The sequence below is a fragment of the Pseudomonas alloputida genome, assembly GCF_021283545.2.
In the GTDB taxonomy this organism is placed as follows: domain Bacteria; phylum Pseudomonadota; class Gammaproteobacteria; order Pseudomonadales; family Pseudomonadaceae; genus Aquipseudomonas; species Aquipseudomonas alloputida.
The window spans coordinates 5,379,859-5,405,828 of the sequence record NZ_CP128540.1; the positions used below are offsets into that span (position 1 = coordinate 5,379,859).

A 25,970-nucleotide genomic window follows, 5' to 3' on the forward strand; every position below is an offset into this window, starting at 1 on the left:
GATGACCATGACCCGGACATTACGCATCACCTACTCCCTGTCGTTCCTCGGCCTGCTGGTCGGCATGGGCGCCTGGTCCACCGGTGGCCTGCAGAGTTTCCAGCGCACCGAGCAGATGACCCTGCTCAACGGCAAGCTGGCCAAGGCCGCCGAGACCCACTACGACGCCGAGTTCCCGATCAAGCGCCTGGGCACCAACGTGTGGGCGGCCATGGACTTCAAGCTGTTCAACGAAGGCCGCCCAGGTGTGGTACTGGGCCGCGACCAGTGGTTGTTCAGCGACGAAGAGTTCAAGCCCACCGCCGGTGCCGAGCAATTGATGCAGGAAAACCTGGCACTGATCCGTGGCGTACGCGACACCCTGCAGCAACACGGTAGCCAGCTGGTGCTGGCGATCGTGCCGGCCAAGGCACGGGTCTACACCGAGTACCTGGGCAAAGAGCGGCCTGCCAGCCTGCATGACGACCTGTACAACCAGTTCCATGCCCAGGCACGCCAGGCCAACGTGTTCGCACCGGACCTGATGGCACCGATGGAGCAGGCCAAGGCCCGCGGCCAGGTATTCCTGCGTACCGATACCCACTGGACGCCTATGGGTGCCGAAGTGGCGGCGCAGGCGCTGGCCGAAGCGGTCAGCCGCCAGAGCCTGCTCAACGGCGACCCACAAGCCTTCATCACCGAAGCCGGCAACACCGCCCCCTACAAGGGCGACCTGACCAACTTCCTGCCACTGGACCCCTTGTTCAGCAACCTGCTGCCGGCCCCGGACAACCTGCAGAAACGCACCACCCGGCCGGTCGATGCCGAGGGTGACGCCGGCGACGCGTTGTTCGCCGACAAGCAGATCCCGGTTGCACTGGTAGGCACCAGCTACAGCGCCAACCCGCACTGGAACTTCCTTGGCGCGCTGCAGCAGGCCCTGCGCAGCGACGTCGCCAACTACGCCGAAGACGGCCATGGCCCGCTGCTGCCGATGCTCAAGTACCTGCAAAGCGATGCCTTCAAGAACGCCGCACCACAAGTGGTGGTGTGGGAATTCCCCGAACGTTATCTGCCAATGAAAAACGACCTCAGCAGCTTCGATCCGCAGTGGATCGCGCAGCTGAAAAACTCCCGTAAATCCGAAGAAAACCTGGCCTTGTCGTCCACCCGGACAGACCACTGACTGATAGAGAGGAAACGCACATGACTACCAAGACTTCCATTGCCAAAGCCCTCACCCTCGCGGCCGGCCTTTCCCTTGCTTCGATGCAGGCCTTCGCTGGTGCCGACGCCGCACTGTATGGCCCAAGCGCGCCGAAAGGCTCGACCTTCGTACGCCTGTACAACGCGACCAGCGCACCGGCCGCCGCGTCGGTCGGCAACACCCAGATCAAACAGGTGGGCGCACAGGCCAGCAGCGACTTCAGCTTCCTGCCAGGCGGCGACTACACCGCCCAGGTCGGCGGCAAGAGCGTGCCGGTCAAGCTGGCCTCGGACAAGTACTACACCCTGGTCAACAGCAACAGCGGCAGCCCGAAACTGATCGAAGAACCACCGTTCAAGAACAAGCAGAAAGCCCTGGTGCGCGTGCAGAACCTGAGCGACCAGCAACTGACCCTGAAAACCGCCGACGGCAAGACCGAAGTGGTCAAGCCGGTGGCCGCCAACGGCCGTGGCGAACGCGAAATCAACCCGGTCAAGGTCAACCTGGCGCTGTACCAAGGAGACAAGAAAGTGGGTGACGTGAAACCCGTCGCCCTGGAGCGCGGCGAAGCCGCAGTGCTGTACGTAACGGGTTCCGGCAACGCCTTGTCGCCGGTGTGGGTAACTCGCCCCGTGGCTAGCAACTGATTCCCCTGCCTCTCAACGACTATTGGAGAAACATGATGATCCCGGTAATTCTTTCTGGTGGTAGCGGTTCCCGTCTGTGGCCTCTGTCGCGCAAGCAGTTTCCCAAACAGTTCCTGGCCCTGACCGGTGAACATACGCTGTTCCAGCAAACCATCGAGCGCCTGGTATTCGAGGGCATGGACACCCCGATCGTGGTCTGTAACAAGGACCACAAGTTCATCGTCCAGGAGCAACTGGCCGCACTGAAGCTGGAAACCCAAGGCATCCTCATGGAACCGTTCGGCCGCAACACCGCGCCGGCCGTGGCCATGGCTGCCATGAAGCTGGTCAACGAAGGCCGCGACGAGCTGATGCTGGTGCTGCCTGCCGATCATGTGATCGATGACCAGAAAGCCCTGCAACGTGCCTTGGCCTTGGCCACCGTGGCCGCCGAGCGTGGCGAGATGGTGCTGTTCGGCGTGCCGGCGACCAAGCCGGAAACCGGCTACGGCTACATCCGTTCCAGCCAGGATGCGCTGCTGCCCGAAGGCGTGGCGCGGGTTGCGCAGTTCGTCGAGAAGCCCGACGAGAAACGCGCGGCCGAGTTCGTCCAGGCCGGTGGTTACTTCTGGAACAGCGGTATGTTCCTGTTCCGCGCCAGCCGCTTCCTCGAAGAGCTGAAAAAGCACGACGGCGACATCTACGACACCTGCGTACTGGCCCTGGAGCGCAGCCAGGAAGACGGCGATGTACTGAGCATCGACGAAGCCACCTTCGCCTGCTGCCCGGACAACTCCATTGACTATGCGGTGATGGAGAAAACCCAGCGTGCCTGCGTGGTGCCGATGTCGGCCGGCTGGAGCGATGTAGGCTGCTGGTCGTCGCTGTGGGAAGTGCACGAGAAAGACGACAACGGCAACGTCACCAAGGGCGACGTGGTGGTTCAAGACAGCCGCAACTGCATGATCCACGGCAACGGCAAACTGGTGTCGGTGATCGGCCTGGAGAACATCGTGGTGGTCGAGACCAAGGATGCCATGATGATTGCCCACAAGGACAAGGTCCAGGGCGTCAAGCAGATGGTCAAGACCCTCGACGAACAGGGCCGCACGGAAACCCAGAACCACCTGGAAGTGTATCGCCCGTGGGGCTCGTACGACTCGGTGGACATGGGCGGCCGCTTCCAGGTCAAGCACATCACCGTCAAGCCGGGCGCCAGCCTCTCGCTGCAGATGCACCACCACCGCGCCGAACACTGGATCGTGGTATCCGGTACCGCCGAGGTGACCTGCGACGAGAACGTGTTCTTGCTGACCGAAAACCAGTCGACCTACATCCCCATCGCTTCGGTGCACCGTTTGCGCAACCCGGGCAAGATCCCGCTGGAGATCATCGAGGTGCAGTCCGGGAGCTACCTGGGCGAGGATGACATCGAGCGCTTCGAGGATGTGTATGGGCGCACGTCCACCCCCATCGAGCGCGGCGTTTCGGTGAAGACCATCGCGCAGTAAATGCTGACTCGCCCCTGGGCTGACCAGGGGCGAGCCTGCTTATTCAACGCTCGGGGCTATGACGTAGATGTCGAATGGGCCACCCACCACCCTGAAAGGTCGCTGCAAATCATCCTCCCCTTCAAATTCGAAGGATTCAGCCCTGATGCTTGTGGCAGTCATTTCGAGTTTCCGGATACGCCCGGATTTCGCATAGCCGCCATAGGTTGTGCCGCGCTTGTGAACAAGCGCCCGGTTCGCCTCACCCCCGATGACGACATCCCGCACGCCCTCCTGTAGTTCCAGATCGAAGTCAATGTAGACGTCCGCATCTTCGGCCTGCCCCTTGTACGCGTACAACCACGCTGATTTTTCGGCGCTCCCGTAGTCCACCCCCTCGGAAACGAAATCCTCCTTTTGACCCGCAAGGCTGATGACAGCCGTAACGTTGCCCTTGGCAGGTGTTTTTTTCATTTCTTGCGCAAGCTTTTGCTCAACCGATGTGTCACTCATGGCCATGCTCCTTTTGAATTGGCATGGCGGAATCTAGAATGGATGTACCTTTTCCAACACTCGCAGCACTGCTAGGTCTGGCTTCTGGCACAGTGACTCACCGGTGACATGACCGCTGGGTTCTCGATAGGCTGTAGCCATCCATCCGCGCGAATGAGGCGATTACGCGATGCTGATCGGTGCCCTGCTGATCCTCACCTGGCTGGTGTTGTTGTTGCGTTACCCAGCCAAGGCTCTTCCCATCTCCCTGGCGGCTGTGTGTGGCCTGGGCCTGGTGGCCTTGTTCGTGGTCTGGCAAGACAGCCGCGAAAGCAGTCGACTGGCGCGCCTGGACCTGCGTCTGACCTACGCCCCCGAACACTGTCCCGCCGACCGTGCCTTGCAGGTACGCATGAAGAACGGCAACGACGTGCCGCTGACCGAACTGCGCTGGCGCGTGGCGGCGTACGCACCGGGCGATACCGTGAACCTGGCCGAGAACACCTACAACGCCCCGCGATACCGCGGGCCAGGTGAATTGCAGCCGGGGGCCGAGTGGCAAGACTGCCTGCCATTGCCGCCGCTGCGTTCCGGCTATCGGCCGCAGACCCTGGAATTCCGAGCCGAGCACCTGCAAGGTACGTTTGCCAATTGATGTGTTTCCTCCATGACAACAGGCCCCTACCATGCCCACCGTCCTGATCACCGGTTGTTCCAGCGGCATCGGCCGCGCCCTGGCCGACGCCTTCCGCGATGCGGGCCACCATGTCTGGGCCACCGCCCGCAAGCCTGAGGATGTCGAGAAACTGAGTGCCGCCGGCTACACGGCTCGGCAGCTGGATGTAAACGATGGCGAGGCGCTGGCCCGCCTGGCAGAGGAACTTGATACCCTCGATATCCTGATCAACAACGCCGGCTACGGCGCCATGGGCCCACTGCTCGATGGTGGCGTCGACGCCCTGCGCCAGCAATTCGAAACCAACGTCTTCGCCGTGGTCGGCGTTACCCGGGCGCTGTTCCCGCTGCTACGCCGCTCACGCGGCCTGGTGGTGAATATCGGCAGTGTATCGGGCGTACTGGTCACGCCATTCGCTGGCGCGTACTGCGCCTCGAAGGCGGCTGTGCATGCCCTGAGCGATGCCTTGCGCCTGGAACTGGCGCCGTTCGGTGTACGGGTAATGGAAGTACAGCCGGGCGCAATCGCCTCGCAGTTCGCCAGCAATGCCCAGCGCCAGGCCGAGCAGGTGCTGGCGGCAGACTCGGCGTGGTGGCCTTTGCGTGAGCATGTGCAGGCGCGGGCGCGGGCATCGCAGGACAAGCCAACGTCGGCGGCGGTATTTGCCCAAGGCGTGCTGGCAGCCGTCGGCAAGTCGCCGGCGCCCGCGGTGGTACGTTTGGGGAATGGCAGTACAGCCTTGCCGCTGATGGCACGGTTGCTGCCGCGGCGGTTGCTGGACTGGGTGCTGCGCAAGCGCTTTGGCCTGCTGCGCCCGCTCTGAGTGATCGCCTGCCTGTACCCGCGAAAGGGCCGGGCCTGCAGGACAATTTTCACCCGCCGTTCACCGTTGCCGCCGCTACCGTATTCGCGGGTAAACCCGCTCCTACACCAGATTGGTGGTGGACACACATCGGTGGTTGGACACAGGCCGCTGTAGGAGCGGGTTCACCCGCGAAGAGGCCAGTACAGGCTGTAAAGCATCATGCCATGGACCGCAGTACCCCGCCCTCCAGATACTGCGCGTCCTCTCTAACCGTGAGCATTCGGCGGCGGCTCATCAAACGCCTGCCAGCCTCCACCCAGCGCCTTGTACAGCCCCACCAGCGCCTGCGACACCGCGGCCGAGCTGTCGATCCATTGCTCCTCGCTGGCCAGCAGCGCACCTTGCACCGTCAGCACATTGAGAAAGTCCACCGCCCCTTCCACATACTGGCGCTGGGCGGTTTCCAGGGCGATTCGGTTTTGCCGCACGGCCTCGGCAAGGTGATCACGGCGCAACTGACTGGCGTTGTACAGGCGTAGCACATCGTCAATTTCATGCCAGGCCCCCAGCACCACCTTGCGATAGTTCAGCGCGGCTTCCTGCTGTTGCGCCTCGCGCAGTTCCAGGGTGCCCTTGAGCCGGCCACCTTCGAAAATCGGCAGCGACATCTGTGGACCGAAGGCAAACCGGCGCGAATCCCAGCCACCGAAATCCGACAGCTGCAGGGCCTGGAAGCCGACACTGCCCGACAGGCGGATGCTGGGGTAAAAATCCGCCTTGGCCACGCCAATGCTGGCGGTGGCGGCATGCAGGCGGGCCTCGGCCTGGCGGATGTCCGGGCGGCGCTCGGCCAGTTCGGACGGCAAGCCGATGGCAAACTTCTGCTGCGGCGCAGGCAGCTCGCCGCCTTGCAGCAATTCGGCCTGGAGACTGCGCGGCGGCTCGGCAGCGAGCAGGCTGAGGGCATTGATCAGGTCATCACGCTGCGCTTCCAGGCTTGGCAGGCGCGACTCGATAGACGCGACCTGGGCGCTGGCCTGGGCCACATCCAGGCGCGTGGCAACGCCTTCGGCCTGGCGGTCCTGGGACAGCTTCAGGCTGTGCCGGGCGACCCTGAGGTTATCCTGCGTCACATCGAGGGTGTGCTGCACGGCACGCAGCTGGATGTAATTGCCGGCGGTTTCCGAAAGCAGTGCCAGCAGCACACCGCGGCGGTCATTCTCGGCCACTTCGACCGTGGCATCGGCAGCCTCGACCTGACGCCGCACACGGCCCCACAGATCCAGTTCCCAACCGGCCACCAGGTCGCCCTGCCAGAGGTTGAAGGCTTCTTTCCCGGCCTTGCCGGACGGATCGCTCAAACCATCGGCGCTGTTACGAGCACGGCTGTAACCGGCGTTCACGTCCACCGACGGTACTTCGTCGGCAGCCAAGGTACTGCGCAGGGCACGGCTTTGCAGCAACCGCGCGCTGGCCATCTGCAGGTCGAGGTTGCGTTCGGCAACGCGCTGGATCAACGCGCTCAGGCGGGCATCGTGGAACGTTTCCCACCAGCGCAGTTCAAGCGGTTCGGCCTGCGGCTGACTGGCCGCTGCCTCGCCTTGCAGCGGCGCCCACTGCTGCGGGGCCTGGCTATCTGGGCGCTGGAAATCCGGGCCCAGGGTGCAACCGGTCAGCAGCACAGCCAGCAGCAAAGGGCTCAAGCGTAATCCCGGTTTCATCGCGCGCTTACCTCTTTGCCGTCCAGCTTGTCGCCACGCGTGTCGATGGTGGCTTCGACCGACATGCCCACACGCAGGCGGGTGAGCAGTGGCTGGCCATCATCGAGAACGATCTTGACCGGAATGCGCTGCACCACCTTGGTGAAGTTGCCGGTGGCGTTGTCTGGCTTGACTGCGGCGAAGGTGACGCCGGTAGCCGGGGCAATGCTTTGCACATGGCCTTGCAGGGTTTCGCCGGAGAAGGTGTCGACGCTGATGCGCACCGGCTGGCCCGGCTGTACGTGGGTCAGCTGGGTTTCCTGGAAGTTGCCGACCACATAGGCCTGCTGCAACGGCACCACCGACAGCAGGCGAGCGCCCGGGTTGACGTAGGCCCCCACGCGCAGGGCGCGTTCGCCGACCATACCGTCCACCGGCGCTGTGATGCGGGTGTAGGACAGATCGAGCTGGGCCTTTTCCAGGCCTGCTTCGGCACGCTTGAGCTGGCCATCGGCGCTGGCCACTTGAGCCGTGAGGATGTCCACCTGCTTGCGCGCCGCCACCCGCGCAGCTTGAGCGTTGGCCAGGCGAGCACGGGCTTGATCGACAGCGCTGCGCGCCTGCTGGGCGTTCTGCACGGTACCCGCGCCCTGCTCGGCAAGGCGGCTGTAGCGGTTGACTTCATGGTCGGCGAACGCCACCTCAGCCTGGGCCGCCTTCACTGCCGCTTCGGCCTGGGCAATCAGCGCGTCCTGGCGTTCAAGCGTGGCGCGGGCATCGGCGCTTTGTGCCTGGGCTACCAGCAACTGCGCCTGCGCAGCATCCAGCGCGGCCTGGTAGTCACGCGCGTCGATGGTCGCCAGCAACTGGCCAGCTGTGACCTGCTGATTGTCTTCCACCAGCACTTGCTTGATGAAACCGGCGACTTTGGGCGCGACCACGGTGTAGTCGGCGGTCACATAGGCGTCATTGGTGCTCTGGCGGTGATCGCTGCCAAACATCCAGGGGCCGACGATGCCGGCCAGGACGGCCACGGCCAGCACCGAGCCGATGAAAAGGGTTTTGCGGTTGTTGGTCATTTCAATGGTTCTCGAAATCATCCAGGGTTCAAGCCACCGCACGCGGCGGATAGACCCGGGTAGGCACGAAAGGAATCAGGCAGATCAGGGCCACGGCGATACAGGCCAGCACCAGATAGAGGTCAGCCGAGGTCAATACCTGCGCCTGGTCGTGAATGCGCTTGGCCAGGCCAGCGGCGTTGCCGTCGACCAGCGGGGCGTTGCCCAGGCTGTCCACCAGGTGATTGGAATGGAAATGCCGGCGCAGGGTGCCAAGAACATCCAGCAGGCCGCCGGCGATGACGGCGGCCAGGCCCTTGACGGTGTTGAACCAGCTGGAGGCGAACGGGCCCTCCTGCGGGGTCATGCCATTGGTGGACAGCATCAGCAACGGCAGCACTGCCATCGGCTGGCCGAACACCTGCAGCAGGTAGAACGGGTAGAAGTCGCCACGGATCCACTCGCTGGTCAGCAGGCTGCTGCCAACACAGGACACCGCCAGCATCGCCAGGCCAATGCCCAGCACCCAGCGGCAGTCCACTGCGCGGATGTTGCACAGTGCCGCCGTCAGCGGCAGGGCGATCAGTTGCGGCATGGCCACCAGCATCATCAACGGGCTGGTCTGCGCCGGGCGGTAGCCCTGGATCTGCGCAAGGTAGGCCGAGGGGATGCTGCCCACACCCGAAAGCACGACCAGCACGCCGGCCAGGGTCACCAGGGCGAAACTCAAGTTGCGCCGCTGCAATAAGCGCAACTGGAAAAACGGCAACGGCTCGGACCACTCGTTGTACATGAACAACACCAGCAACAGCAGGCCACCGCCCAGCAGCCAGCAGATCAGCGGCGAGTCGAACCAACCCCAGCGGTCGCCCAGCGACAGGCCCAGCACAGTGCAACTGATGGCGGGCAGGCCCAGCAGTACGCCCCGCCAGTCGAACTGTTTGAAACGCTCCAGGCGCAGCGGGTCCTGCGGCAGCCCCCAGCCTACGCAGACCATGGCCAGCAGCGAGGGCAGGATGATCTGCCAGAACGCCCATTGCCAACCGACGTATTCGGTCCACAACCCCGCCAGCGGCGTGCCGAGGTTGGGGCCAAAGGTGGCGGTCAGGGCGTAGCAGGCCAGGCCATAGACCTTGATACCTGGCGGCAGAAAGCGCAGGGCCACGCTCATCAGCATCGGCGGCAAGGCGCCAGCGGCAAAGCCCTGCAGTACGCGCAGCAACATCAGGCTGTGCAGGTTGGGGGCGAACGGCTGCAGCAGGCCAAGCACGGCGAACAGACCCACTGCGCTCATGGTGAAGCGCCGCAGCGAGAAGGTCGTGGCCAGCCACGGCGCAAAGGCCATGGCCGAGACCGAAGCGGCGCTGTATACCGCCAGCAACCAGGCACCTTCGTCGGCACCGATGCCCATGGCGCCGCGGATATCGGCCAGGGAAATCTTGGTTACCGACTCGTTGAGGCCGGCGCACAGCACAGCCAGCAACACACCGAACAGCCCGACCACCACCTGCAGGCCAAACGCCGTCTGCGCAGGCGCGGCCGGCGCGGGTGCGGCGGCCAGCGCCGCAGAGGGCGCCGTCAGGGAAGTCATGAGAATACATCTCCAGCAACAATTTCAGGGCTGGGGCAAGTTTAAGAAGGTCGAATGCTGACGAAAACTGACTTGTCGGTAGTTTTATATTGCGTCAGACGCAATCCATGCCTGAATCACGGATCGATGCGGCCACACGCTTTCAACGTCTGGCGCAACCAACGGTGCGCGGGGTCGTTGTCGAAGCGCGGGTGCCACGCCTGCATTACATTGACCGTCTCCAACGGCACCGGGATCTCGAACGAGCGCAATGGCAACTTCAACCGCTGCACACTGTTGAGGATATTGGCGGGTATCGGCAGGATCAGGTCCGAATCCGGCAGCGAGAACATCGCCGAGTGGAAGCTGGTGGTGATCAGGGCCACGCGCCGCTCCACCTTGTGGTTGGCCAACGCCACATCGATCGGCCCGTTGGCACGGCCGCGTCGAGACACGCTGATCTGCGGGTAGGCGGCAAAACGCTCAGGGGTGATCGGGGCATCGAAGATAGGGTGGCCCACACGCGCCAGGCCTACAAAGTAAGTATTGAACAGGCTCTGCACCTTGATTTCCGGGCCCAGTTCAATGGCCGAGCTGATGATCAGGTCGATATGCCCGTTGCGCAGCACTGCATCATCGTCACCACTGCCCTCCGGGACAAACCGCAACACCGTACGCGGCGCCTGGGCCAGCATCATGCGCAGCAGCTGGGCGCCGTAAAGGGCAATGAACAAATCATTGGTGCGGATGTTGAAGGCACGGTCCAGGTTCACCAGGTCGACATCGTCACGGCTGCGGAACACCTGCCCGGCCTGCTCCACCAGGCCATGCACCTGCTCGCGCAGGGCCAACGCACGGGGCGTAGGCACCAGGCCACGGCCGGCGCGCACCAGGATCGGGTCACCCAAGGCATCGCGGATACGCCCCAATGTCCGGCTCATGGCCGCCGGGCTCAGGTTCATGCGCTGCGCTGCGCCCACCACGCTGCCCTCGTCGAGCAAGGCATCGAGGGCGACGAGCAGGTTCATGTCCGGGAGTTGCATGGCCGTTTTCCGTTACAGCTGCGGGAAACGCGATGGTAGCAGGTTGGTGGATTGCATCAGACGCAATGCGCTCTTGCGTGGTGGGGCATTTATTCACTGGGCGTATTCGGCCTTAAATGAAGCATTGGCAGGTCTGGCCTTTTCGCGGGCGCGCCCGCTGCCACAGGCCCCCCCACAATTCCCGAATGTTGTGCGACACACCTGTGGGAGCGGGCATGCCCGCGAAAGGGCCGATCCTGCAGCCACACAAGCCAGCCTCTGCCAAGGATTCCAATGCCCAGCCCCGTCCTGATCGCCATCGACGCCTCCCCCGCCTCCAGCACCCTGCTCACCCTCGCCCGCCGCTACTGCCGCCCCGGCGAACACGAACTGCACGTGCTGCTGGCCATCGATTCCACCTTCGCCGTGCATGAGCAACCTGCGCCCTACACCGCCGAGGAACTGGAAGAATACCCCGCCGCCTGCCAGGAACAGCAGCATGCCGACCACGCCGTAGCCGAGGCCGTGCGCGAACTGCAGCAAGCCGGCTTCGCCAGCCAGGGCTGCATGGTGGCCGGGCTGCCGGTTGAAGCGATTGTGACCAAAGCGCAGGAATTGAACTGCGAACTGATCATCATGGGCCACCGCCACCTGTCGCGGTTGGGGCGGTTGCTGGACCCGTCAATCAGCGCGAAGGTGATTGACCGGGTAGACATGCCAGTGTTGGTGGGCTCTGCCTGACCGCTCATCACCGTGGTAATGCACCTGCATTGACAAGGCAATGCAATCGCATTACCTTGAGTTGTATCGCTGTCACCCACAGGACATTACTCATGGCTGCCACCTTCGACGTCGAGTCCACGCTGACCGATCGCTATCAAACCACTGTTCCCGAAACGGTGCGGCGCGCCTTGGGCTTGAAAAAACGTGACAAGATCCATTACTCGATTCGCCCCGACGGTGGGGTGATACTCACCCGCGCAGAGGCAACCGAGGACGATCCGGTACTGGGCAAATTTCTGGATTTCCTGGCACACGATATCGCTACCAACCCTCAACGGCTGCAGGTTGTCGATGCTGGCCTCATCGCGCGCCTCGACAAGCTTGTCGGCGACGCGGAGGTCGACCTGGATCAACCTCTGTCGGCGGACGATGAATGAGTGATGCGAGCAGGAAGCCTCTGGTTATTCATGGATGGACTGTAATTGCCCACCCGCTGTTCCTGGCCAAACTGGACGCGCTAAGCGCTCAAGTCGAGGCTCAACGGGACAAAGACCCAACGGGTTATACGAAAAGAAATACCTTTAAAAGGCTGGCCGCCATCCGGCGGTTGGCGTTCGATGTAATCCCTCAAGACCCGACCAAACCCGAATACCGGCAAGGGGCAACACTTGGCGGTGACCACAAGCACTGGTTCAGAGCAAAGTTCTTCCAGCAGTACCGGTTGTTCTTCCGCTACCACACCCCCAGCAGGATCATCGTGCTGGCCTGGATCAATGACGAGTCGAGCAAGCGGGCCTATGAAAGTAGCGACGATGCTTACAAGGTCTTTCAAAAGATGTTGCATAGCGGCAACCCACCGGACGATTGGGACCAGTTGCTGCAAGAGGCTGCCGCAGATTGAGCCGACTGGCTAATACGCATGCATCAGCAGGGCTCCCACAGATGATGCGGGAGGCCGGGATGGTCGCGAAGGTCAACCTTCGCCAGGCTTGACTACCACCGTACACGTCGTCCCCGCCGCCAGCAAAAACCCTTCCGGCACTTCATCGATGTGAATGCGCACCGGCACCCGCTGTGCCAGCCGCACCCAGTTGAAGGTCGGGTTCACGTCGGCGATCAGCTCGCGGCTCTGTGGGTTGTCGCGGTCATAGATGCCGCGGGCGATGCTCTCCACATGCCCCTTGAGACGCTCGCCGCTCATCATCTGCAATTCGGCCTGGTCACCCACCTTCACATGCGGCAGCTTGGTCTCCTCGAAGAACCCGTAAACCCAGAACGAATTCTCGTCGACCACCGCCATCACCGCTTCACCGGTACGCGCATAGTCGCCCTTGTGGATATTCAGGTTGGTCACATAGCCGTCAACCGTCGCCACGATGTGCGTACGCTTGAGGTTCAGCTCGGCTGCGGCCAACTCGGCAAGGGCTTGTTGATAATCGGCTTGGGCGGAATTGGCGATGTTGCTGGCGTCGTCGCGGTTTTCCTTGGAAATCACCAGGTTGTCCATGTCGGCACGGCGCTTGGCATTGACCTTGCGCATTTCCCAGGTGGCCTTGCGCGAGGCGACCAGTGCCTTGGCCTGGTCGACGGCCAACTGGTAGTGCTCAGGGTCGATCTGGATCAGCAGGTCGCCCTTCTTCACCCGCTGGTTGTCCTTGACCGGTACATCCACCACGTAGCCGGGCACGTCGGCTGCGACGTTGATGATGTCGGCACGCACACGGCCATCACGGGTCCATGGCGTGGTCATGTAGTGCAGCCACAACTGGCGACCGATGGCCACGGCAGCGACCAGCACCAGCAGGGTGGCGATCAGGCTGAAGAACTTTTTCATCGAAGGATTCTCACCAGTAGACAGACAGCGCCATGGCGCCGAACAAGCAGACGAACAGGCTCAGGCGCAGCAGCGCCGGGTGCCAGAAGAAGCGGTAGCCATCATGGCTGGCAATGAACCGGTCCAGGCCCCAGGCCAGGCCCAGGGCAAACAGGAACATCAAGGTCATGGTGGGCATGTACACGCCATGGAAGGCGATCTCACGGGGCATGGTGCAATCCTTTCGCCGGTGCCAGTGGCGACTGTGGGTCCAGCAGGGAAGTACGGATGAAGTGCAGGTAGCTTTGCACGCGGCGCAGCACCGAGGTGTCGAAGTGCCGGGCGAATGGCTCGTCGGTGGCCTGCACGCGGGCGATGGCGTGGTCCACGGCCACCAGTGCGCGCTCGTGGTTGCTGGCGCTGGGCTGCAGGAACAGCCGGGTCAGCGCACGGCCCATGACACGGATTGCCTGGCGCCACGGCTGCGACTCGGCATAGGCCGGGTGCACCGGGGCGCGGGCTTGCTCCTTGCGCAGCTCGATGACGGCGTGGCCGATCTCCAGCACGGTGAACATCCAGCCCATCAGCTGGCTCTGCACCTGCGGCTTGCCGGCCGCCAGGCCATAGGCCTGGTGCAGCAGGTCGCGGGTGCGGCTTTCGAAGGCCGAGCCCAGGCCGCGCAGGCGGCCGCTGATGGCGAACAGCACCTGCTCGCGCAACGCCTGCTCCAGGCGGCTCCACAACCAGCGGCTGTTGGGCGGCAGGATGATCGCCCCGGCGGCGGCACAGACGAACATGCCGATCACCATGCCGATGTAGTCGTTGATGAAGGTGTACGGGTCATAAACGGTGAGGTTGTTCGGCACCGAACCAATCGCGAAGAACACCAGCAGGCCAATGCCATAACCGGCGTAGGCAGGGCGCGACGAAAGAAAAGCGCCCAGCACGAACACGGGCGCCAGCACCATGCACAGCAGCGGGAAACCGTCGATCCAGGGGAACACGAAGAAGGTTTCGAAGAAGCCGACAAAAGCGCCGATGGCCGTGCCGCAAGCCATCTGGAACGACATGCGCTTGGGGTTGGGTGACGCTGCAGAAAGGCATACGGTGACCGTGGCGATCAGGGTCATCATGGCGCCGCTGGGCCAATCGCTGAGCAGCCAGTAGCTGCCCAGCAGCAACAGCACTGCCGAAGCGCGCACACCGGCCGCCAGCGATACCAGCCAGCTGGTCTGCGCCACGTAGGGTTCGTCCCACTGCTCGCGCTCATGCTTGTGCGCGGCCAGCGAGGCATGGGTTTCGGCGTAGCTCAACATCTCGTCGACGAAGCGGTACAGCAGCTCGAACGCGGTATGGAAATCGAGCAGGTCGGATTCGCTGGGGTCCGTTGCCAGGTACTCCGCCCGCAGCCCCCGCACCTGGGCCTGCAGGCCTTCCTTGTAGGCGGCCAGCTCCAGGGTCAGGCGCAGCGCATCGGCGTCAGTCAACGCCCGGCCCACATAGGGCTGCAGCAACTCCACCAGGGTATTCAGGCCCGGTTCGATAGCGCTGACAATTTGCAGCGGGCCACGGGCACGCAGGCGCTCCAGCAAGCGGTGCAAGGCATTGAAGCGGGTGGTGATGGCCATGAACTCGCTGTTCATGCGCACCAGCCGGCCACTGCGACGGCGCATATGCGGGTCTTCGAAAGCGGTGACGTTGCGCAGGCTCTCGAGGCCCACTGCCTCTGCCACGAAGCGCACGTTGCTGCTCTCGAAGCGGTCCTTTTGACTGTCGCCACGCAGGGCCTCGACCACCACCCCGGCAAACACGCCAAAGCGCTGGTACAGGGCGTTGCGCATTGCGGCACTGGCCGACTGCGGCAGGATCGCGGCACTGACGAAGGTCGACACCAGAATACCCAGGGCGATTTCCAGCGCCCGCCATACCGCTGCCATGAACGCCTGGTCGGGGTGTTGCAGCACCGGCAGGCCGATCATCGCTGCGGTGTAGCCAGCCAGCACGAAACCATAGGCGCGGAAGGTGCGGTAGCGCATGGCACCGGCCGAGCACAGGCCCACCCACAGCGCCAGGCTGGGCAGAAACAGCTCGGTGTTCTGCGGGAAGATGGCGATCAGCGCCACCATCATCGCCGAACCCGCCAGGGTGCCTAGCACCCGGTAGAAGCTTTTCGCGAACACATGCCCGCTTTGCGGCTGCATGACGATGAAAACAGTGATCATCGCTGTACGCGGTTGCGGCAGCTCCAGGCGCATGGCCAACCACAAGGTAATGAACGCGGCGGCCAGCACCTTGAAGATGTACACCCAGGTCACGCCGTCGGTGCGTGCCCAGGCAAAGAAGCCCCGGCGCCATTCCAGGCTTTGCAGCCAGCGCACGGGCAAACTGGAAGTGCTCATTCGGCGTTATCCGGCTTCTTGTCGAAAATGGCCAGGGTGGCCGGGGTCTTCGGTGCTGCCTGGCGTTCCTCTTTCGGCACATCCTGACCGGCCTGCAGGCCACCACCCAGGGCGGTGACCAGCTCGGCATGGGCAATCAGGCGGGCGGCCTGCACCTGCTGCTGCACCTGCTGCTGGCGGAACAGCAAGGTCTGCGCGTTGAGTACGTTCAGGTAGTCGGTAAGGCCGCGCTGGAACGCGACCATGGCGATGTCGTAGGTTTTCTGTGCGGCAGCAACCGATTCGGCGGCGAAGTGCGACTGTTCTTTCATCGACTCGCGGCGGATCAACTGGTCGGAGATGTTCTTCAGTGCACCAACCACGGTCTGGTTGTAGCGGGCCACCGCCACGTCATACCCCGCCGAGGCCACGCCCAGTTCTGAGCGCAGGCGCCCACCGTCAAAGATCGGCAAGCTGATGGCCGGGCCGACGTTGTAGTTGAACTTGCGCCCGGTCAGGAATTCCAGCGGGCCACCCCCGGTGGCCATGAAGCCCAGGCTGCCGACCAGGTCGACGTTGGGGAAGAAGCCGGCGTGAGCGACGTCGATGCCACGCGCCTGGGCAGCCACCTGCCAGCGGCTGGCAACCACATCAGGCCGCTGGCCGACCAGTTCGGCGGGCAGGTTCGAAGGCAGTTTCAGCGGCGCGGCCAAGGCCAGGACCGGGCGTTGCAACTGCGCGCCTTCCCCCGGGCCCTTGCCGGCCAGTGCGGCCAGCTGGTTGCGGGTCAGGGCAATTTCTTCGTCGAGGCTGTCGAGCTGACGGTGGGTTTCCGGCAGCGGCGCTTCGGCCTGGCTGACTTCGAAATGGGTGCCGATACCGGCATCCAGGCGACGCTTGGCCAGGGCCAGGATCTGCTCCTGCTGTTCCAGTTCGGCCTTGACGATATCGCGCTGGGCAAAATGCAGGCTCAGCTGGATGTAGGCACGCACCACATTGTTCTGCAGTTCCAGCTGCGCCTGGCGGGCTTCGGCCACGCTCATGTGCGCCTGGTCCACGGCCTGCTCGCTGGCATTGCGTTCACGGTCCCACAAGTCGAGGGCGTAGCTGAAGCCGATGGCAGCGTTGTTGTCCCAGGTGTTGGCACCGGACAGCGCGCCAGGGCCATAGAACTGGTCTTCCGGCCAGTTGTGGCGCTTGAGCGTGGCCTGGCCGTTGGCCTGGAGCTTTTCCGCCGACTCGACCACACCGGCCATGGCCTTGGCTTCGCGCACCCGCGCTGCGGCCATGGCCAGGCTTGGGCTACCGGCCACGGCCAGGGTAACCCAGCGGTCCAGCTGAGGGTCACCATAGGCGTGCCACCACTGCTGGTCGGGCCAGTGAGCGTCAGTCGCGGCTTCGCGAATGGCCGCGTCGGTGGTCAAGGTATTGGCTTGCAGCGTCTTGCTTTGCGGGGCAATGCCCCAGGTTCCGATACAGCCGCTCAAGGTGAGGGCAAGGGCACAGGCACTGAACGCCTTGAGCGTTCTGATGATGCGACGCGGCACAGCTGCGATTTCCCGAGGAAGAGGTGAAGGGGCCGGGCAATTCTAGGGGGCAGCAGCACTGGCGATAAGCACAGATTCCTGCGAATCTTTGTTACCAAAACAGCGATAATCCGCCTTTGGTCGAAGGCAACTTTTTCTCTTTTCCAAGTTACTTCGTGACACAATTTTGTCCTCTACCTCGAGAGTGACCCATGGACACCCTGCAAAACATGCGTGCTTTCAGTTGCGTAGCCCAACTCGGCAGCTTCACTGCCGCTGCGGCGCAACTGGATACGACCACCGCGAACGTGTCGCGGGCGGTCTCCAACCTGGAAGCCCATCTGCAAACAAGGCTGCTCAACCGTACCACCCGCCGCATTGCGCTGACCGAAGCCGGCAAGCGTTACCTGATGCGTTGCGAACAGATTCTTACCTACGTCGAAGAAGCCGAGGCCGAAGCCAGCGACGCCCATGCGCGCCCGGCCGGGCAGTTGAAGGTGCATTCGATGACTGGGGTCGGCCAGCACTTCGTGGTCGATGCCATCGCCCGCTACCGCGAAACGCACCCGGACGTGACCTTCGATTTGACCATGGCCAACCGCGTGCCCGATCTGCTCGACGAGGGTTATGACGTCTCCATCGTGCTGGCCACCGAACTGCCCGACTCGGGGTTCGTTTCGCAGCGCCTGGGCATCACCTACAGCATTGTCTGTGCCTCGCCCGCCTACATCGCCCAGCATGGCGTGGCGCACAAGCCTGCCGACCTGCTCAAGCACGCCTGCCTGCGCATGGTCAGCCCGGTGATACCGCTGGAGAAGTGGCTGTTCGATGGCCCGGAAGGCCAAGAGATGGTCAACATCACCAGTTCGCCGTTCATGGTGAACACCGCCGATGCCATGAAGACTGCGATCCGCAGTGGCATGGGCGTAGGCGTGCTGCCGATCTATTCGGCTATCGAGGGCCTGCGGGACGGTAGCCTGGTACGGGTACTGCCGGAGTATCGCCTGCAGGAGTTGAACCTGTATGCCATCTATCCATCGCGGCAGTATCTGGATGCCAAGATCAAGACCTGGGTCGAGTACCTGCGCAACTCGCTGCCAGAGATTCTTGCCGCGCATGAGGCAGACCTGAAAACCCATCAGGTGCTGATCGCCAACTAAAAAGCTGCTGCAATGCGGGGGCGGACAATGGTAGGTTGCTAACCATTGATTTCGCCTGTTCCGGCACCTTCGCGGGCAAGCCCGCTCCTACAAGGCACCGCGCCCCCCCGTAGGAGCGGGCTTGCCCGCGAAGGGACCAGCACAGCCCCACCCCGCCTTGCAGAGAAGTTGCCCGATGAAAAAGACCGTCCTGGCCTTCAGCCGTATCACCCCGGCCATGGCCGAACGCCTGCAGCAAGACTTCAACGTGATCCTGCCCAACCCCAAGCTCGGCGACATCAGCGCCCAGTTCAACGAAGCCCTGCCTGAAGCCCATGGTCTGATCGGCGTTGGTCGCAAGCTCGGCCGGGCGCAGCTTGAAGGCGCGGCCAGGCTGGAGGTGGTGTCCAGCGTGTCGGTCGGCTATGACAACTACGACCTCGACTACTTCAACGAGCGCGGCATCGCCCTGACCAACACCCCCGACGTGCTGACCGAAAGCACCGCCGACCTGGGCTTCTCGCTGATCATGGGCTGCGCCCGGCGCACCGCCGAGCTGGATGCCTGGACCAAGGCCGGCAACTGGCAGGCCACCGTGGGCCCGGCCCACTTCGGCAGCGATGTGCATGGCAAGACCCTGGGCATCGTCGGCATGGGCAACATTGGTGCAGCAGTGGCACGCCGTGGCCGTTTCGGCTTCAACATGCCGATCCTGTACAGCGGCAACAGCCGCAAGACCGCGCTGGAGAAGGAGCTGGGCGCGCAGTTCCGCAGCCTGGATCAGTTGCTGGCCGAAGCCGACTTCGTGGTCATCGTGGTGCCGTTGTCCGATGCCACCCGCAAGCTGATCAGCAGCCGCGAGCTGAAGCTGATGAAGCCGAGTGCGTTCCTGATCAACATTGCCCGTGGGCCGGTGGTGGATGAGGCGGCGCTGATCGAGGCGCTGCAGGCGGGCACCATTCGCGGCACAGGCCTGGATGTGTACGAGAAAGAACCGCTGAGCGACTCGCCGCTGTTCAAGCTGCCCAATGCGCTGACCTTGCCGCACATTGGCTCGGCCACTGCCGAAACCCGTGAGGCCATGGCCAACCGGGCGATCGACAACCTGCGTGCGGCGCTGCTGGGCGAGCGGCCGCGGGACCTGGTGAACCCGCAGGTGTGGAAGGGCTGACCGTTTGATGGTGCCTTTGCCGGCCCTTTCGCGGGTAAACCCGCTTCTATCAAACAAAAGATAACCCACTGTTCTTTCTAGCGAAAAAAACAGGCGCGCGGGGTCAATGGCGGCGAAGTGTTCACTCTTCTATACGTGGTCACAGCAAGCTGTGCCGACAGGGATTAACGCCGATGCCATTTGGGCCACTCTCTCATTCGGGAGCAAAGCAGCACACCAGTGCGGTCTACGGCCTCTTTCCCGCGCATTGGGAACCATAGCAAAGTATTCGGCGGCTGACCTACCCGGATCAGTCGGCGAATGCTTTTCTAGATCTCGATGTCAGTGCAGATCTGACGTCATGCGCATCCTGTTTGCTGTGCGACAGCGCAGCCCGGAAGGGCTGGGTGATCTCTCATCAAACAAAATGCAACCCATTGTTTTCTAAGCACTCAAGCGGCCACCAGTTGATACCCCAGTTTCCGGGCTTTGCGAAGCAAAGCCCGGACCTGCCGGTCTTGGCTTCTGGTTTCGAACTCCTCAAGACCTTGTTCAACATAAGCCTGCTTCTTGGTTAACAGGTTGTACACCAGACGTGCCAACTGATGCGCAGTGGCCTTGATGGCGCAGCTGGTATCCATTCGAGTCAGTCTGGCTCGGTGCGATGCGCCAATGAAACCCTTGTCGTTACGGGCATTGGATGCAGCCTGCTTGAGTGCTTGCGCTGCTCGATTGACTATTTTGGGCCCACCACCTGCCAGTCGATGACCGCCGGAAATTCGGGTAGGGGGAGCCAGTCCCAACCAAGAGCAGAAGTGCTGTGAGGACGGGAAGCGTGATAGATCTGTACCGATCTCCCCTGCCAGCACTAATGCAGTGTCCACCCCAATGGTTGGAATTGCGGTTAGGTCCACGCCAAGAACTTTCCACAAAGTCTGATGCAATACAGTCTGTTGGGCGCCGTTTCGGTGTGGGCTCCGTAAAGGCTTCTTGGATGGCTCTGGCTTGTTTTGCAGCACCGGCAACTGCTCTAACGCGGCTTTTATGGCGTCGTCACAATCTGCAATTTGCTGCTCCAGGAAGTCATAGGCAGCCAATTCCTGAGTTAGCGCATGCAAATGCTCGCGCCGCCAATTGCCATGAAGACTCCGAGCGACAGCCTCCTTGCCTGCCTTGATGCGGCGGTCGGTTAGTTCAGCCAGTTGCACTGGGTCCCGTTCACCTGCGCAGATGGCCCGCAAAATCTTCATGCCAGTTACACCGGAAATATCACTGATGACATTGGCCAGCTGGATGTTCATTTGGCTCATGGCCTTTTGCATCCGGTTCAGCGTCTGCGCCTGGTCTTTCACTTTGGAAGCACGCTGCCTGACCAATGACCGGACGCAGCAGGTCAGATCATCGGGGCGGAATGCGCCTCTGAGCAGTCCATGAGTCATCAGCTGCCAGATCCACTGGCAATCCAGCACATCTGATTTACGGCCCGTGATTTGCCGAGTTGCTCTGGCATTGACGAGATAAACGTCAAAACCGCGCTCGCTGAGAATCTCGTAAATTGGAATCCAATAAACCCCCGTGGATTCCATGGCAACGACCTTGATCCCCAGGCTTTCAAGCCAGTTAGCCATCTTGAGCAGGTCGTCAGTAAAGGACGTGAACGACTGGACGGGATTTTCGTGCCGGGGATCGACCGCCACGAAATGCTCTCGACCACCGACATCGATCGCCGCGCAATCGGGATGGACGACGGTAAAGCGTTGCTTGGAAGGCTTGCGCGCCATGATGAATCCTCGCAGGATAAAGGGCGCGCGGGGCACACGGTGGCGAAAGGGTTCACTCTCTCATACGTGGTCACAGCTGAATCAGCTGATGCCTACAGGGACTTCACGCCGATACCGTGCGGATCACTCTCCTACGCGGGTGTGCAGACACACACCAGTGCTGGCTACGATCTCTGTCCCGCGCACACGAACCCTAACAAAGCAAAAGGCGGCTGGCCCTACCGGGCCAACCGCCTTTTCTTTTTCAAAATGTCAGCGTCGCTGCGGAACTGAAGCCGTACACCTCATGTTTGCTGCGCGACAGCGCAGCCCGGAAGGGCTGGGTGATCTCCTACAGGGCGGTTTACCCGCGAAAGGGCCGGCCCAGGCAACCATCATCTATTTGGCTACCACAACACCCTCAGCCACCCTGGCCCGGGGCTTGCGAAACACCAGCACATTCCCCGCCATTACCGCCACCAACCCGAGCAAGGCCGGCGCCGTCCACTGATAACCCTCGGCCACCGCCGACACATTCAACGCCACCAACGGGAACAGCACCGTGCAGTAAGCTGCCCGCTCCGGGCCCATGCGCCCGACCAAGGTCAGGTAGGCAGTAAAGGCAATCACCGACCCCGGCACCACCAGGTACAGCAGTGAACCGATATAGCGCGCATTCCACTCCATGCTGAACGGCACGCCGCTGACCACACAGAACACCGCCAGCATCACCGCCCCATAGACCATGCCCCAGGCATTGGTCGTCATCGGCTTGAGCCCGGCCTTCTGCTGCATGCTCGACAGCATGTTGCCGGCCGAGAAGCACAGCGTACCCAACAGGGCCAAGCCAAGGCCGTACAGGGTTTCGCGGCTGGCTGCGTGATGCGACAGCTCCGGCCAGAACAGCAGGCCCAGGCCAAGCAGGCCCAAGGCACCACCGCCAAGCACATTGCCGGCGATTCTCTGGCCGAAGAAAATGCGGGCGTTAAGCGCGTTCCACAGTGTGGCGGTTGAGAACACCACCGCGATCAAGCCGCTGGCGATCCACTGGCTGGCGCTGAGGAAGCAGATGAAGTTGACGCAGAACAGGCACAGGCCCTGGGCCAGGCAGATCTGGTGGCCACGGCGGTTCATGGGTTGCAGCCGGCGGGTAATCAACAGGAAAGCAAACAGGATCAGGCCGGCCAGGGCGAAGCGGTAGACGATCGAAACCGGGATCGCGACCACGCCTAGCTGGAGTTTCAGGGCGATCCAGGTGGTGCCCCAGATCAGGACGGTGAGCAGGTAGAGTGACAGGTTCATGGTGGCGGTTCCTTGGGCCTTTGGAAATCGGTGCCCGGCGCTTCGCGGGTAAACCCGCTCCTACAGGGATCACCAGTGTTCTTGCGATCGGCCTCTGGCTGCTTGCACAAACTTGCGCTTTTCTTGCGCCGGTAGCTGTCACTCGATCCAGGGCGCAGTAGGATGGCAGGCAAGAGGACCCGCCCATGACGCCACTCACCCAGTTGCAAGTGTTCAACGCCATGCATGCCTCGCCCAATGCCAGGCTGGAGCTGAGCGCGCACCTGGGCGACGGACTGGCGGCGGCGTTGTGGAGCAACCGTGACGATGCGCGCGACTACCAGGCGCCTAGCCATCACACCTTGTCGTGCTACATCGCCGACGGCACCGGCACCTTCCGCCGCCAGCGCCCGGCCGACAAAGGTGCGCCCGACAAGCTGTGCGTGATGCCGGCCGGGCAGGAATCGAACTGGGTCGTCAATGGCGCGATCCGCCTGGCACACCTGTATGTCAGCGAGGCACAGTTCGCCCTGGGCTGTGTACGCCTGCTCGACCGGGAACCGCGCGAGCTGCAACTGCAGGAAGCGACCTTTCTGGACGACCCGCAGCAGGCTGGCCGCTTTCGTCAATTGATCCAGCTGGACTGGGACGAGCCCGGCGAGCGCCTGCTGGCCAGCAGCCTGGCGCACGAGATCGTGGACCATGCGCTGCTCAGCCAGGTCGGGTTGCGCCAAGGCCTGCGCCTGAAAGGCGGGCTGGCGCCAAACCTGCGCCGGCAGTTGGTCGACTACCTCGAGGCACACCTGGACCAGCCCATCACCCTGGACGAGCTGGCGCTGCGCTGCAATCTGTCCGAATACCACTTTGCGCGCATGTTCCGCGCCAGTTTCGGGCTCCCGCCGCACCAGTATCTGCTGGCCCGGCGGCTGCACCGGGCGTGCCAGTTGTTGCGGCTGGGAGTAATGCCGCTGGGAGAGATTGCCTTATTGTGCGGGTTTGCCAGTGCCAGCCATTTCAGCAACCGGTTTCGCCAAGCCCTGGGGGCCACACCTGGCGAATACCGCAAGGCCTTTTTCATCTGAAACCGGGGGCGCTCTGCGGCCCCATTTGCCTAAAACTCGAAGGTGCTCGACAAACTGACCTGCCGCGCATCGCCAATCGCCACAAAGTACTGGTTCACCGCCGAGCTGTAATACACCTTGTCGAACAGGTTCTTCACGTTCAGTTGCAGGCGCACGTTGTGTTCGTCGAGTTTGGTTTCATAAGTGGCAAACGCATCGGCAACGGTATAGCTCGGCAGGTCGAAGGTATTGGTCGCGTTACCCGAACGCTCGCCCACATAACGGGCGCCGGCACCGAAGCGCAGCCGGTCACTCCCGAACAGGCTGCCAAAGTCATACACCGCCGACAGCGAGCCGCTGTGGCGGGCCACGTTCTGCAGGCGATTGCCCTCAAGATCAGGGTCCTTGGTGACCTTGGCATCGGTCAGTGCATAGCTGCCGATCAGGCTCCAGCGCTCGCTGAGCTGGCCGGTCACGTCGAGTTCCACACCGCGTGAACTGACCTCACCCGCATTGCTGTAGACCGTCTCGCTTGTGACGGCGTCAAAGTTCGAGACCAGTACATTGCGCTTGGTGATATCGAACAATGCCAGGGTGCCTGTGATGCGGCCTGGCATGTCGAGCTTGGCGCCCAGCTCCCACGCCTTGCCCTCCTCAGGTGCCACCGAGGAGTCGAGCACGACATTGCCGGTCAGCGGCGCGATGGTCGAGTTGGGCTTGAACGACTCGCTGTAGCTGCCATAGAACGAGAGCTGGTCGTCGACTTTGTAAACGATACCGGCGTGAGGTACCCAGGCCTGGCCACTGATGTCGGTATTGGCCTTGAACGGGCGACCGCGGCCAGCGTACTGGTCGTACTGCTGGAAACGCGCACCTGCTACAAGGATCCAGTGCTCATCGAGGTGCAGCGCGTCCTGCACGAACAGCGCATCGGTGCGCAGCTTGTCGGTCTGGTCGCTGTCGCTGGCTCGCACGTTGGTGCCCTCCACTTCCTGCCCGTAGACCGGGTCCAGATAACTGAACGTGGACTGTGGTGTCTGGCGAATCAGGTCACCGCGAAAGATCTTGCGGTCTTCATGGTCAATGCCGAACAGCAGGTCATGCTGCATCCCCGCCAGCTCGACATTGCCATTGAGGCTCAGGGTCACGAACTGGTCACGGCTCATGGCGTTGTGGGTACCGTCGATGCTGCGTGTCAGCGTGCCTTGGGTTTCGTTGACGCCGGTCACGCGAACCTGGCTGGCATCGTAGGTCTCACGATTGAAGCTGTAGCCGAAGTGCAGCTTCCAGTCATCGGCCAGCTGATGGTCGACTTCCAGGCGATACAGGTCGGAGCGCCCTTCCATGTCGTTGAACGGCTCGTCCAGGCGGCGCGTGGCAGGGATGTTCAGCGGGTGGCCGTTGTTGCCGAACGCGGTGCCACGGTCGAACGGATAGAGAAATTCACGGTGCTCGTAGGCCAGCACCACCTGGGTGTCTTCGCCCAGCCAGGCCAGCGACGGCGCCACCAGCGATTCGCGGTGCACGCCGTAGTTACGCCAGTAGTCCTCGTCTTCGTGGTCGACGACCAGGCGGTAGGCGAAGTTGCTGTCACCCAGTGCGCCCGTGCTGTCGAGCCCGCCACCGCTGCCGTTCTTGCCGCTGCCATAGGTCGAGCCGCGCACGGTCAGGGCGTTGTACTGCTGCAACTGCGGACGCTTGCTGACCACGTTGATGACCCCACCCGGATCCTGGATACCGTACAGCAGCGAGGCAGGGCCCTTGAGCACTTCGACCCGCTCGGTGCTGGCGTTGAGGTTGCGACCCTGCACCACGGGCATGCCATCGCGCATGATCGAGCCGTCGCGGTTGTCGCCGAAGCCACGTTTCATAACCGTGTCGGATGTGCCGCCGAAGTTGTTGCCCTGGGTAATGCCACTGACGTTGGCCAGGGCATCATCGAGGTTGCGCGGGGCCTGGTCGCGGATGACCTGGGCCGGTACCACGTTGATTGCCTGGGGGATGTCCTGGTTCGGGCCCTGGCCGCGCATGATCGAAGCGCTGGCCGGGGGCTGGTAGCTGTAGTCGTCCAGTTGCGAGGTCACGGTGGTGGCCTGCAGGCTGAGGGCTCCGGAGGTGTCTGCTGGTTCGAGGGTCAGGGTACGTGCGTCGACGCGGCGCCAGGCCAGCCCAGCGTTGCCCAGCAGTTGTTGCAGCGCCTGCTCGGCGCTGAACCGGCCATTCAGCGCTGGCGCTTGCACGCCCGGCAGCTCGAGGGTGTAGACCACGCTCTGGCCAGTGGTACGGCTGAAGGCGTTCAGGGCCTGGGCCAAGGGTTGGGCCGGCTGGGCGAAGGCATAGGCCTGCAGCTGCTCGGCCGCGGTTGCCAGGGGGGCGACAGCGAAGGCCGGGAGCGCAGCAAGGCCGAACCAGAGAGGGACGCAACGCGGGGTGAACTTCATGGACGCAGACCTGTGAGGGGGTGATTATTGCGAATCAATCGCACTTTCACTCATTACACGGATGCCACGTGCT

Annotated in this window: 23 protein-coding genes; 11 read left to right on the forward strand and 12 right to left on the reverse strand. The window is 62.8% G+C overall.

Translation table 11 applies throughout. From position 1 onward, the window contains the following. Positions 1–7: 7 nt before the first annotated feature. From LU682_RS24990 to LU682_RS25000, 3 genes are read left to right on the forward strand one after another with little or no spacing between them, the layout of a single operon-like run. On the forward strand, positions 8–1,165 hold the full coding sequence (locus LU682_RS24990) for an alginate O-acetyltransferase (protein ID WP_049587323.1): 1,158 nt from the start codon (positions 8–10) through the stop codon (positions 1,163–1,165). 20 nt (positions 1,166–1,185) lie between these two features. Then, complete coding sequence (locus LU682_RS24995) at positions 1,186–1,833, forward strand: alginate O-acetyltransferase AlgF (protein ID WP_003251744.1); 648 nt, start codon at positions 1,186–1,188, stop codon at positions 1,831–1,833. A gap of 35 nt (positions 1,834–1,868) precedes the next feature. Beyond that, positions 1,869–3,323, forward strand: coding sequence for a mannose-1-phosphate guanylyltransferase/mannose-6-phosphate isomerase (locus LU682_RS25000; protein ID WP_003251742.1), 1,455 nt, complete (start codon positions 1,869–1,871; stop codon positions 3,321–3,323). A gap of 39 nt (positions 3,324–3,362) precedes the next feature. On the opposite strand, the gene LU682_RS25005 is transcribed toward LU682_RS25000, so the two are convergent. After that, entirely contained in the window at positions 3,363–3,815 is a 453-nt protein-coding gene (locus LU682_RS25005; protein ID WP_049587318.1) for a hypothetical protein, read from the reverse strand. Between the two features lie 169 nt (positions 3,816–3,984). On the opposite strand from LU682_RS25005, the gene LU682_RS25010 reads away from it, so the two are divergent. Next, positions 3,985–4,449: a hypothetical protein gene (locus LU682_RS25010; protein ID WP_010952405.1), complete on the forward strand. Its 465-nt coding sequence runs from the start codon at positions 3,985–3,987 to the stop codon at positions 4,447–4,449. Positions 4,450–4,480: 31 nt separating this feature from the next. Further along, positions 4,481–5,293 carry an SDR family oxidoreductase gene (locus tag LU682_RS25015; RefSeq protein ID WP_010952404.1) on the forward strand — a complete coding sequence of 271 codons (813 nt, stop codon included), beginning with the start codon at positions 4,481–4,483 and terminating at the stop codon, positions 5,291–5,293. A gap of 248 nt (positions 5,294–5,541) precedes the next feature. Here LU682_RS25015 and LU682_RS25020 read toward each other — a convergent pair whose 3' ends face one another. The 4 genes from LU682_RS25020 to LU682_RS25035 all read right to left on the reverse strand — a co-directional run bounded on the left by LU682_RS25020 (position 5,542) and on the right by LU682_RS25035 (position 10,646). Continuing rightward, positions 5,542–6,996, reverse strand: a complete 1,455-nt coding sequence (locus tag LU682_RS25020; RefSeq protein ID WP_010952403.1) for an efflux transporter outer membrane subunit — start codon at positions 6,994–6,996, stop codon at positions 5,542–5,544. Continuing rightward, complete coding sequence (locus tag LU682_RS25025; protein WP_049587435.1) at positions 6,993–8,054, reverse strand: HlyD family secretion protein; 1,062 nt, start codon at positions 8,052–8,054, stop codon at positions 6,993–6,995. The genes LU682_RS25020 and LU682_RS25025 overlap by 4 nt, the downstream gene beginning before the upstream one ends. Positions 8,055–8,082: 28 nt before the next feature. Continuing rightward, the gene (locus LU682_RS25030) at positions 8,083–9,624 is read right to left on the reverse strand and encodes an MFS transporter (protein WP_010952401.1); all 1,542 of its coding nucleotides are present in this window, start codon (positions 9,622–9,624) and stop codon (positions 8,083–8,085) included. 116 nt (positions 9,625–9,740) lie between these two features. Then, positions 9,741–10,646: a LysR family transcriptional regulator gene (locus LU682_RS25035; RefSeq protein ID WP_010952400.1), complete on the reverse strand. Its 906-nt coding sequence runs from the start codon at positions 10,644–10,646 to the stop codon at positions 9,741–9,743. Between the two features lie 273 nt (positions 10,647–10,919). Here LU682_RS25035 and LU682_RS25040 point away from each other — a divergent pair, with 273 nt between their 5' ends. The 3 genes from LU682_RS25040 (at position 10,920) to LU682_RS25050 (ending at position 12,249) form a co-directional block, all read left to right on the forward strand. Further along, entirely contained in the window at positions 10,920–11,366 is a 447-nt protein-coding gene (locus LU682_RS25040) for a universal stress protein (protein ID WP_010952399.1), read from the forward strand. Positions 11,367–11,458: 92 nt separating this feature from the next. Further along, complete coding sequence (locus tag LU682_RS25045; RefSeq protein ID WP_014859917.1) at positions 11,459–11,785, forward strand: type II toxin-antitoxin system PrlF family antitoxin; 327 nt, start codon at positions 11,459–11,461, stop codon at positions 11,783–11,785. Further along, the gene (locus LU682_RS25050) at positions 11,782–12,249 is read left to right on the forward strand and encodes a type II toxin-antitoxin system YhaV family toxin (RefSeq protein ID WP_010952397.1); all 468 of its coding nucleotides are present in this window, start codon (positions 11,782–11,784) and stop codon (positions 12,247–12,249) included. Before LU682_RS25045 ends, LU682_RS25050 begins: the two co-directional genes overlap by 4 nt. 72 nt (positions 12,250–12,321) lie before the next feature. Here LU682_RS25050 and LU682_RS25055 read toward each other — a convergent pair whose 3' ends face one another. Genes LU682_RS25055 through LU682_RS25070 form a run of 4 tightly spaced genes read right to left on the reverse strand, consistent with a single transcriptional unit; the run spans position 12,322 to position 17,086 of the window. Then, positions 12,322–13,182 carry an efflux RND transporter periplasmic adaptor subunit gene (locus tag LU682_RS25055; protein ID WP_010952396.1) on the reverse strand — a complete coding sequence of 287 codons (861 nt, stop codon included), beginning with the start codon at positions 13,180–13,182 and terminating at the stop codon, positions 12,322–12,324. Positions 13,183–13,192: 10 nt separating this feature from the next. Next, positions 13,193–13,393, reverse strand: coding sequence for a DUF1656 domain-containing protein (locus tag LU682_RS25060; protein ID WP_003251718.1), 201 nt, complete (start codon positions 13,391–13,393; stop codon positions 13,193–13,195). Then, complete coding sequence (locus LU682_RS25065; protein WP_003251716.1) at positions 13,383–15,560, reverse strand: FUSC family protein; 2,178 nt, start codon at positions 15,558–15,560, stop codon at positions 13,383–13,385. Before LU682_RS25065 ends, LU682_RS25060 begins: the two co-directional genes overlap by 11 nt. Next, on the reverse strand, positions 15,557–17,086 hold the full coding sequence (locus LU682_RS25070) for an efflux transporter outer membrane subunit (protein ID WP_010952395.1): 1,530 nt from the start codon (positions 17,084–17,086) through the stop codon (positions 15,557–15,559). The genes LU682_RS25065 and LU682_RS25070 overlap by 4 nt, the downstream gene beginning before the upstream one ends. Positions 17,087–17,277: 191 nt before the next feature. On the opposite strand from LU682_RS25070, the gene LU682_RS25075 reads away from it, so the two are divergent. Further along, the gene (locus LU682_RS25075; protein WP_003251712.1) at positions 17,278–18,225 is read left to right on the forward strand and encodes a LysR family transcriptional regulator; all 948 of its coding nucleotides are present in this window, start codon (positions 17,278–17,280) and stop codon (positions 18,223–18,225) included. Positions 18,226–18,400: 175 nt separating this feature from the next. Continuing rightward, a complete protein-coding gene (locus LU682_RS25080) occupies positions 18,401–19,375 on the forward strand; it encodes a 2-hydroxyacid dehydrogenase (protein WP_010952394.1) in 975 nt (324 codons plus the stop codon). A 431-nt stretch (positions 19,376–19,806) separates the two neighbouring features. On the opposite strand, the gene LU682_RS25085 is transcribed toward LU682_RS25080, so the two are convergent. Both LU682_RS25085 and LU682_RS25090 read right to left on the reverse strand, forming a co-directional pair. After that, positions 19,807–21,135 (reverse strand): IS110-like element ISPpu9 family transposase, encoded by a 1,329-nt coding sequence (locus LU682_RS25085; RefSeq protein ID WP_010952293.1) that lies wholly within the window; start codon positions 21,133–21,135, stop codon positions 19,807–19,809. A 378-nt stretch (positions 21,136–21,513) separates the two neighbouring features. Then, on the reverse strand, positions 21,514–22,416 hold the full coding sequence (locus LU682_RS25090; protein WP_010955268.1) for a DMT family transporter: 903 nt from the start codon (positions 22,414–22,416) through the stop codon (positions 21,514–21,516). Between the two features lie 185 nt (positions 22,417–22,601). Between LU682_RS25090 and LU682_RS25095 the strand changes: the two genes are divergently transcribed. Continuing rightward, the gene (locus LU682_RS25095; RefSeq protein ID WP_010955269.1) at positions 22,602–23,477 is read left to right on the forward strand and encodes a helix-turn-helix domain-containing protein; all 876 of its coding nucleotides are present in this window, start codon (positions 22,602–22,604) and stop codon (positions 23,475–23,477) included. A gap of 29 nt (positions 23,478–23,506) precedes the next feature. Here LU682_RS25095 and LU682_RS25100 read toward each other — a convergent pair whose 3' ends face one another. Then, positions 23,507–25,897, reverse strand: coding sequence for a TonB-dependent siderophore receptor (locus LU682_RS25100; protein WP_010955270.1), 2,391 nt, complete (start codon positions 25,895–25,897; stop codon positions 23,507–23,509). Between the last annotated feature and the right edge of the window lie 73 nt (positions 25,898–25,970).

Coding starts and splice junctions, on each gene's coding strand:
- LU682_RS24990 (WP_049587323.1), top strand. CDS start 8: ATGACCCGGACATTACGCATCACCTACTCCCTGTCGTTCCTCGGCCTG.
- LU682_RS24995 (WP_003251744.1), top strand. CDS start 1,186: ATGACTACCAAGACTTCCATTGCCAAAGCCCTCACCCTCGCGGCCGGC.
- LU682_RS25000 (WP_003251742.1), top strand. CDS start 1,869: ATGATCCCGGTAATTCTTTCTGGTGGTAGCGGTTCCCGTCTGTGGCCT.
- LU682_RS25005 (WP_049587318.1), bottom strand. CDS start 3,815: ATGAGTGACACATCGGTTGAGCAAAAGCTTGCGCAAGAAATGAAAAAA.
- LU682_RS25010 (WP_010952405.1), top strand. CDS start 3,985: ATGCTGATCGGTGCCCTGCTGATCCTCACCTGGCTGGTGTTGTTGTTG.
- LU682_RS25015 (WP_010952404.1), top strand. CDS start 4,481: ATGCCCACCGTCCTGATCACCGGTTGTTCCAGCGGCATCGGCCGCGCC.
- LU682_RS25020 (WP_010952403.1), bottom strand. CDS start 6,996: ATGAAACCGGGATTACGCTTGAGCCCTTTGCTGCTGGCTGTGCTGCTG.
- LU682_RS25025 (WP_049587435.1), bottom strand. CDS start 8,054: ATGACCAACAACCGCAAAACCCTTTTCATCGGCTCGGTGCTGGCCGTG.
- LU682_RS25030 (WP_010952401.1), bottom strand. CDS start 9,624: ATGACTTCCCTGACGGCGCCCTCTGCGGCGCTGGCCGCCGCACCCGCG.
- LU682_RS25035 (WP_010952400.1), bottom strand. CDS start 10,646: ATGCAACTCCCGGACATGAACCTGCTCGTCGCCCTCGATGCCTTGCTC.
- LU682_RS25040 (WP_010952399.1), top strand. CDS start 10,920: ATGCCCAGCCCCGTCCTGATCGCCATCGACGCCTCCCCCGCCTCCAGC.
- LU682_RS25045 (WP_014859917.1), top strand. CDS start 11,459: ATGGCTGCCACCTTCGACGTCGAGTCCACGCTGACCGATCGCTATCAA.
- LU682_RS25050 (WP_010952397.1), top strand. CDS start 11,782: ATGAGTGATGCGAGCAGGAAGCCTCTGGTTATTCATGGATGGACTGTA.
- LU682_RS25055 (WP_010952396.1), bottom strand. CDS start 13,182: ATGAAAAAGTTCTTCAGCCTGATCGCCACCCTGCTGGTGCTGGTCGCT.
- LU682_RS25060 (WP_003251718.1), bottom strand. CDS start 13,393: ATGCCCCGTGAGATCGCCTTCCATGGCGTGTACATGCCCACCATGACC.
- LU682_RS25065 (WP_003251716.1), bottom strand. CDS start 15,560: ATGAGCACTTCCAGTTTGCCCGTGCGCTGGCTGCAAAGCCTGGAATGG.
- LU682_RS25075 (WP_003251712.1), top strand. CDS start 17,278: ATGGACACCCTGCAAAACATGCGTGCTTTCAGTTGCGTAGCCCAACTC.
- LU682_RS25080 (WP_010952394.1), top strand. CDS start 18,401: ATGAAAAAGACCGTCCTGGCCTTCAGCCGTATCACCCCGGCCATGGCC.
- LU682_RS25085 (WP_010952293.1), bottom strand. CDS start 21,135: ATGGCGCGCAAGCCTTCCAAGCAACGCTTTACCGTCGTCCATCCCGAT.
- LU682_RS25090 (WP_010955268.1), bottom strand. CDS start 22,416: ATGAACCTGTCACTCTACCTGCTCACCGTCCTGATCTGGGGCACCACC.
- LU682_RS25095 (WP_010955269.1), top strand. CDS start 22,602: ATGACGCCACTCACCCAGTTGCAAGTGTTCAACGCCATGCATGCCTCG.
- LU682_RS25100 (WP_010955270.1), bottom strand. CDS start 25,897: ATGAAGTTCACCCCGCGTTGCGTCCCTCTCTGGTTCGGCCTTGCTGCG.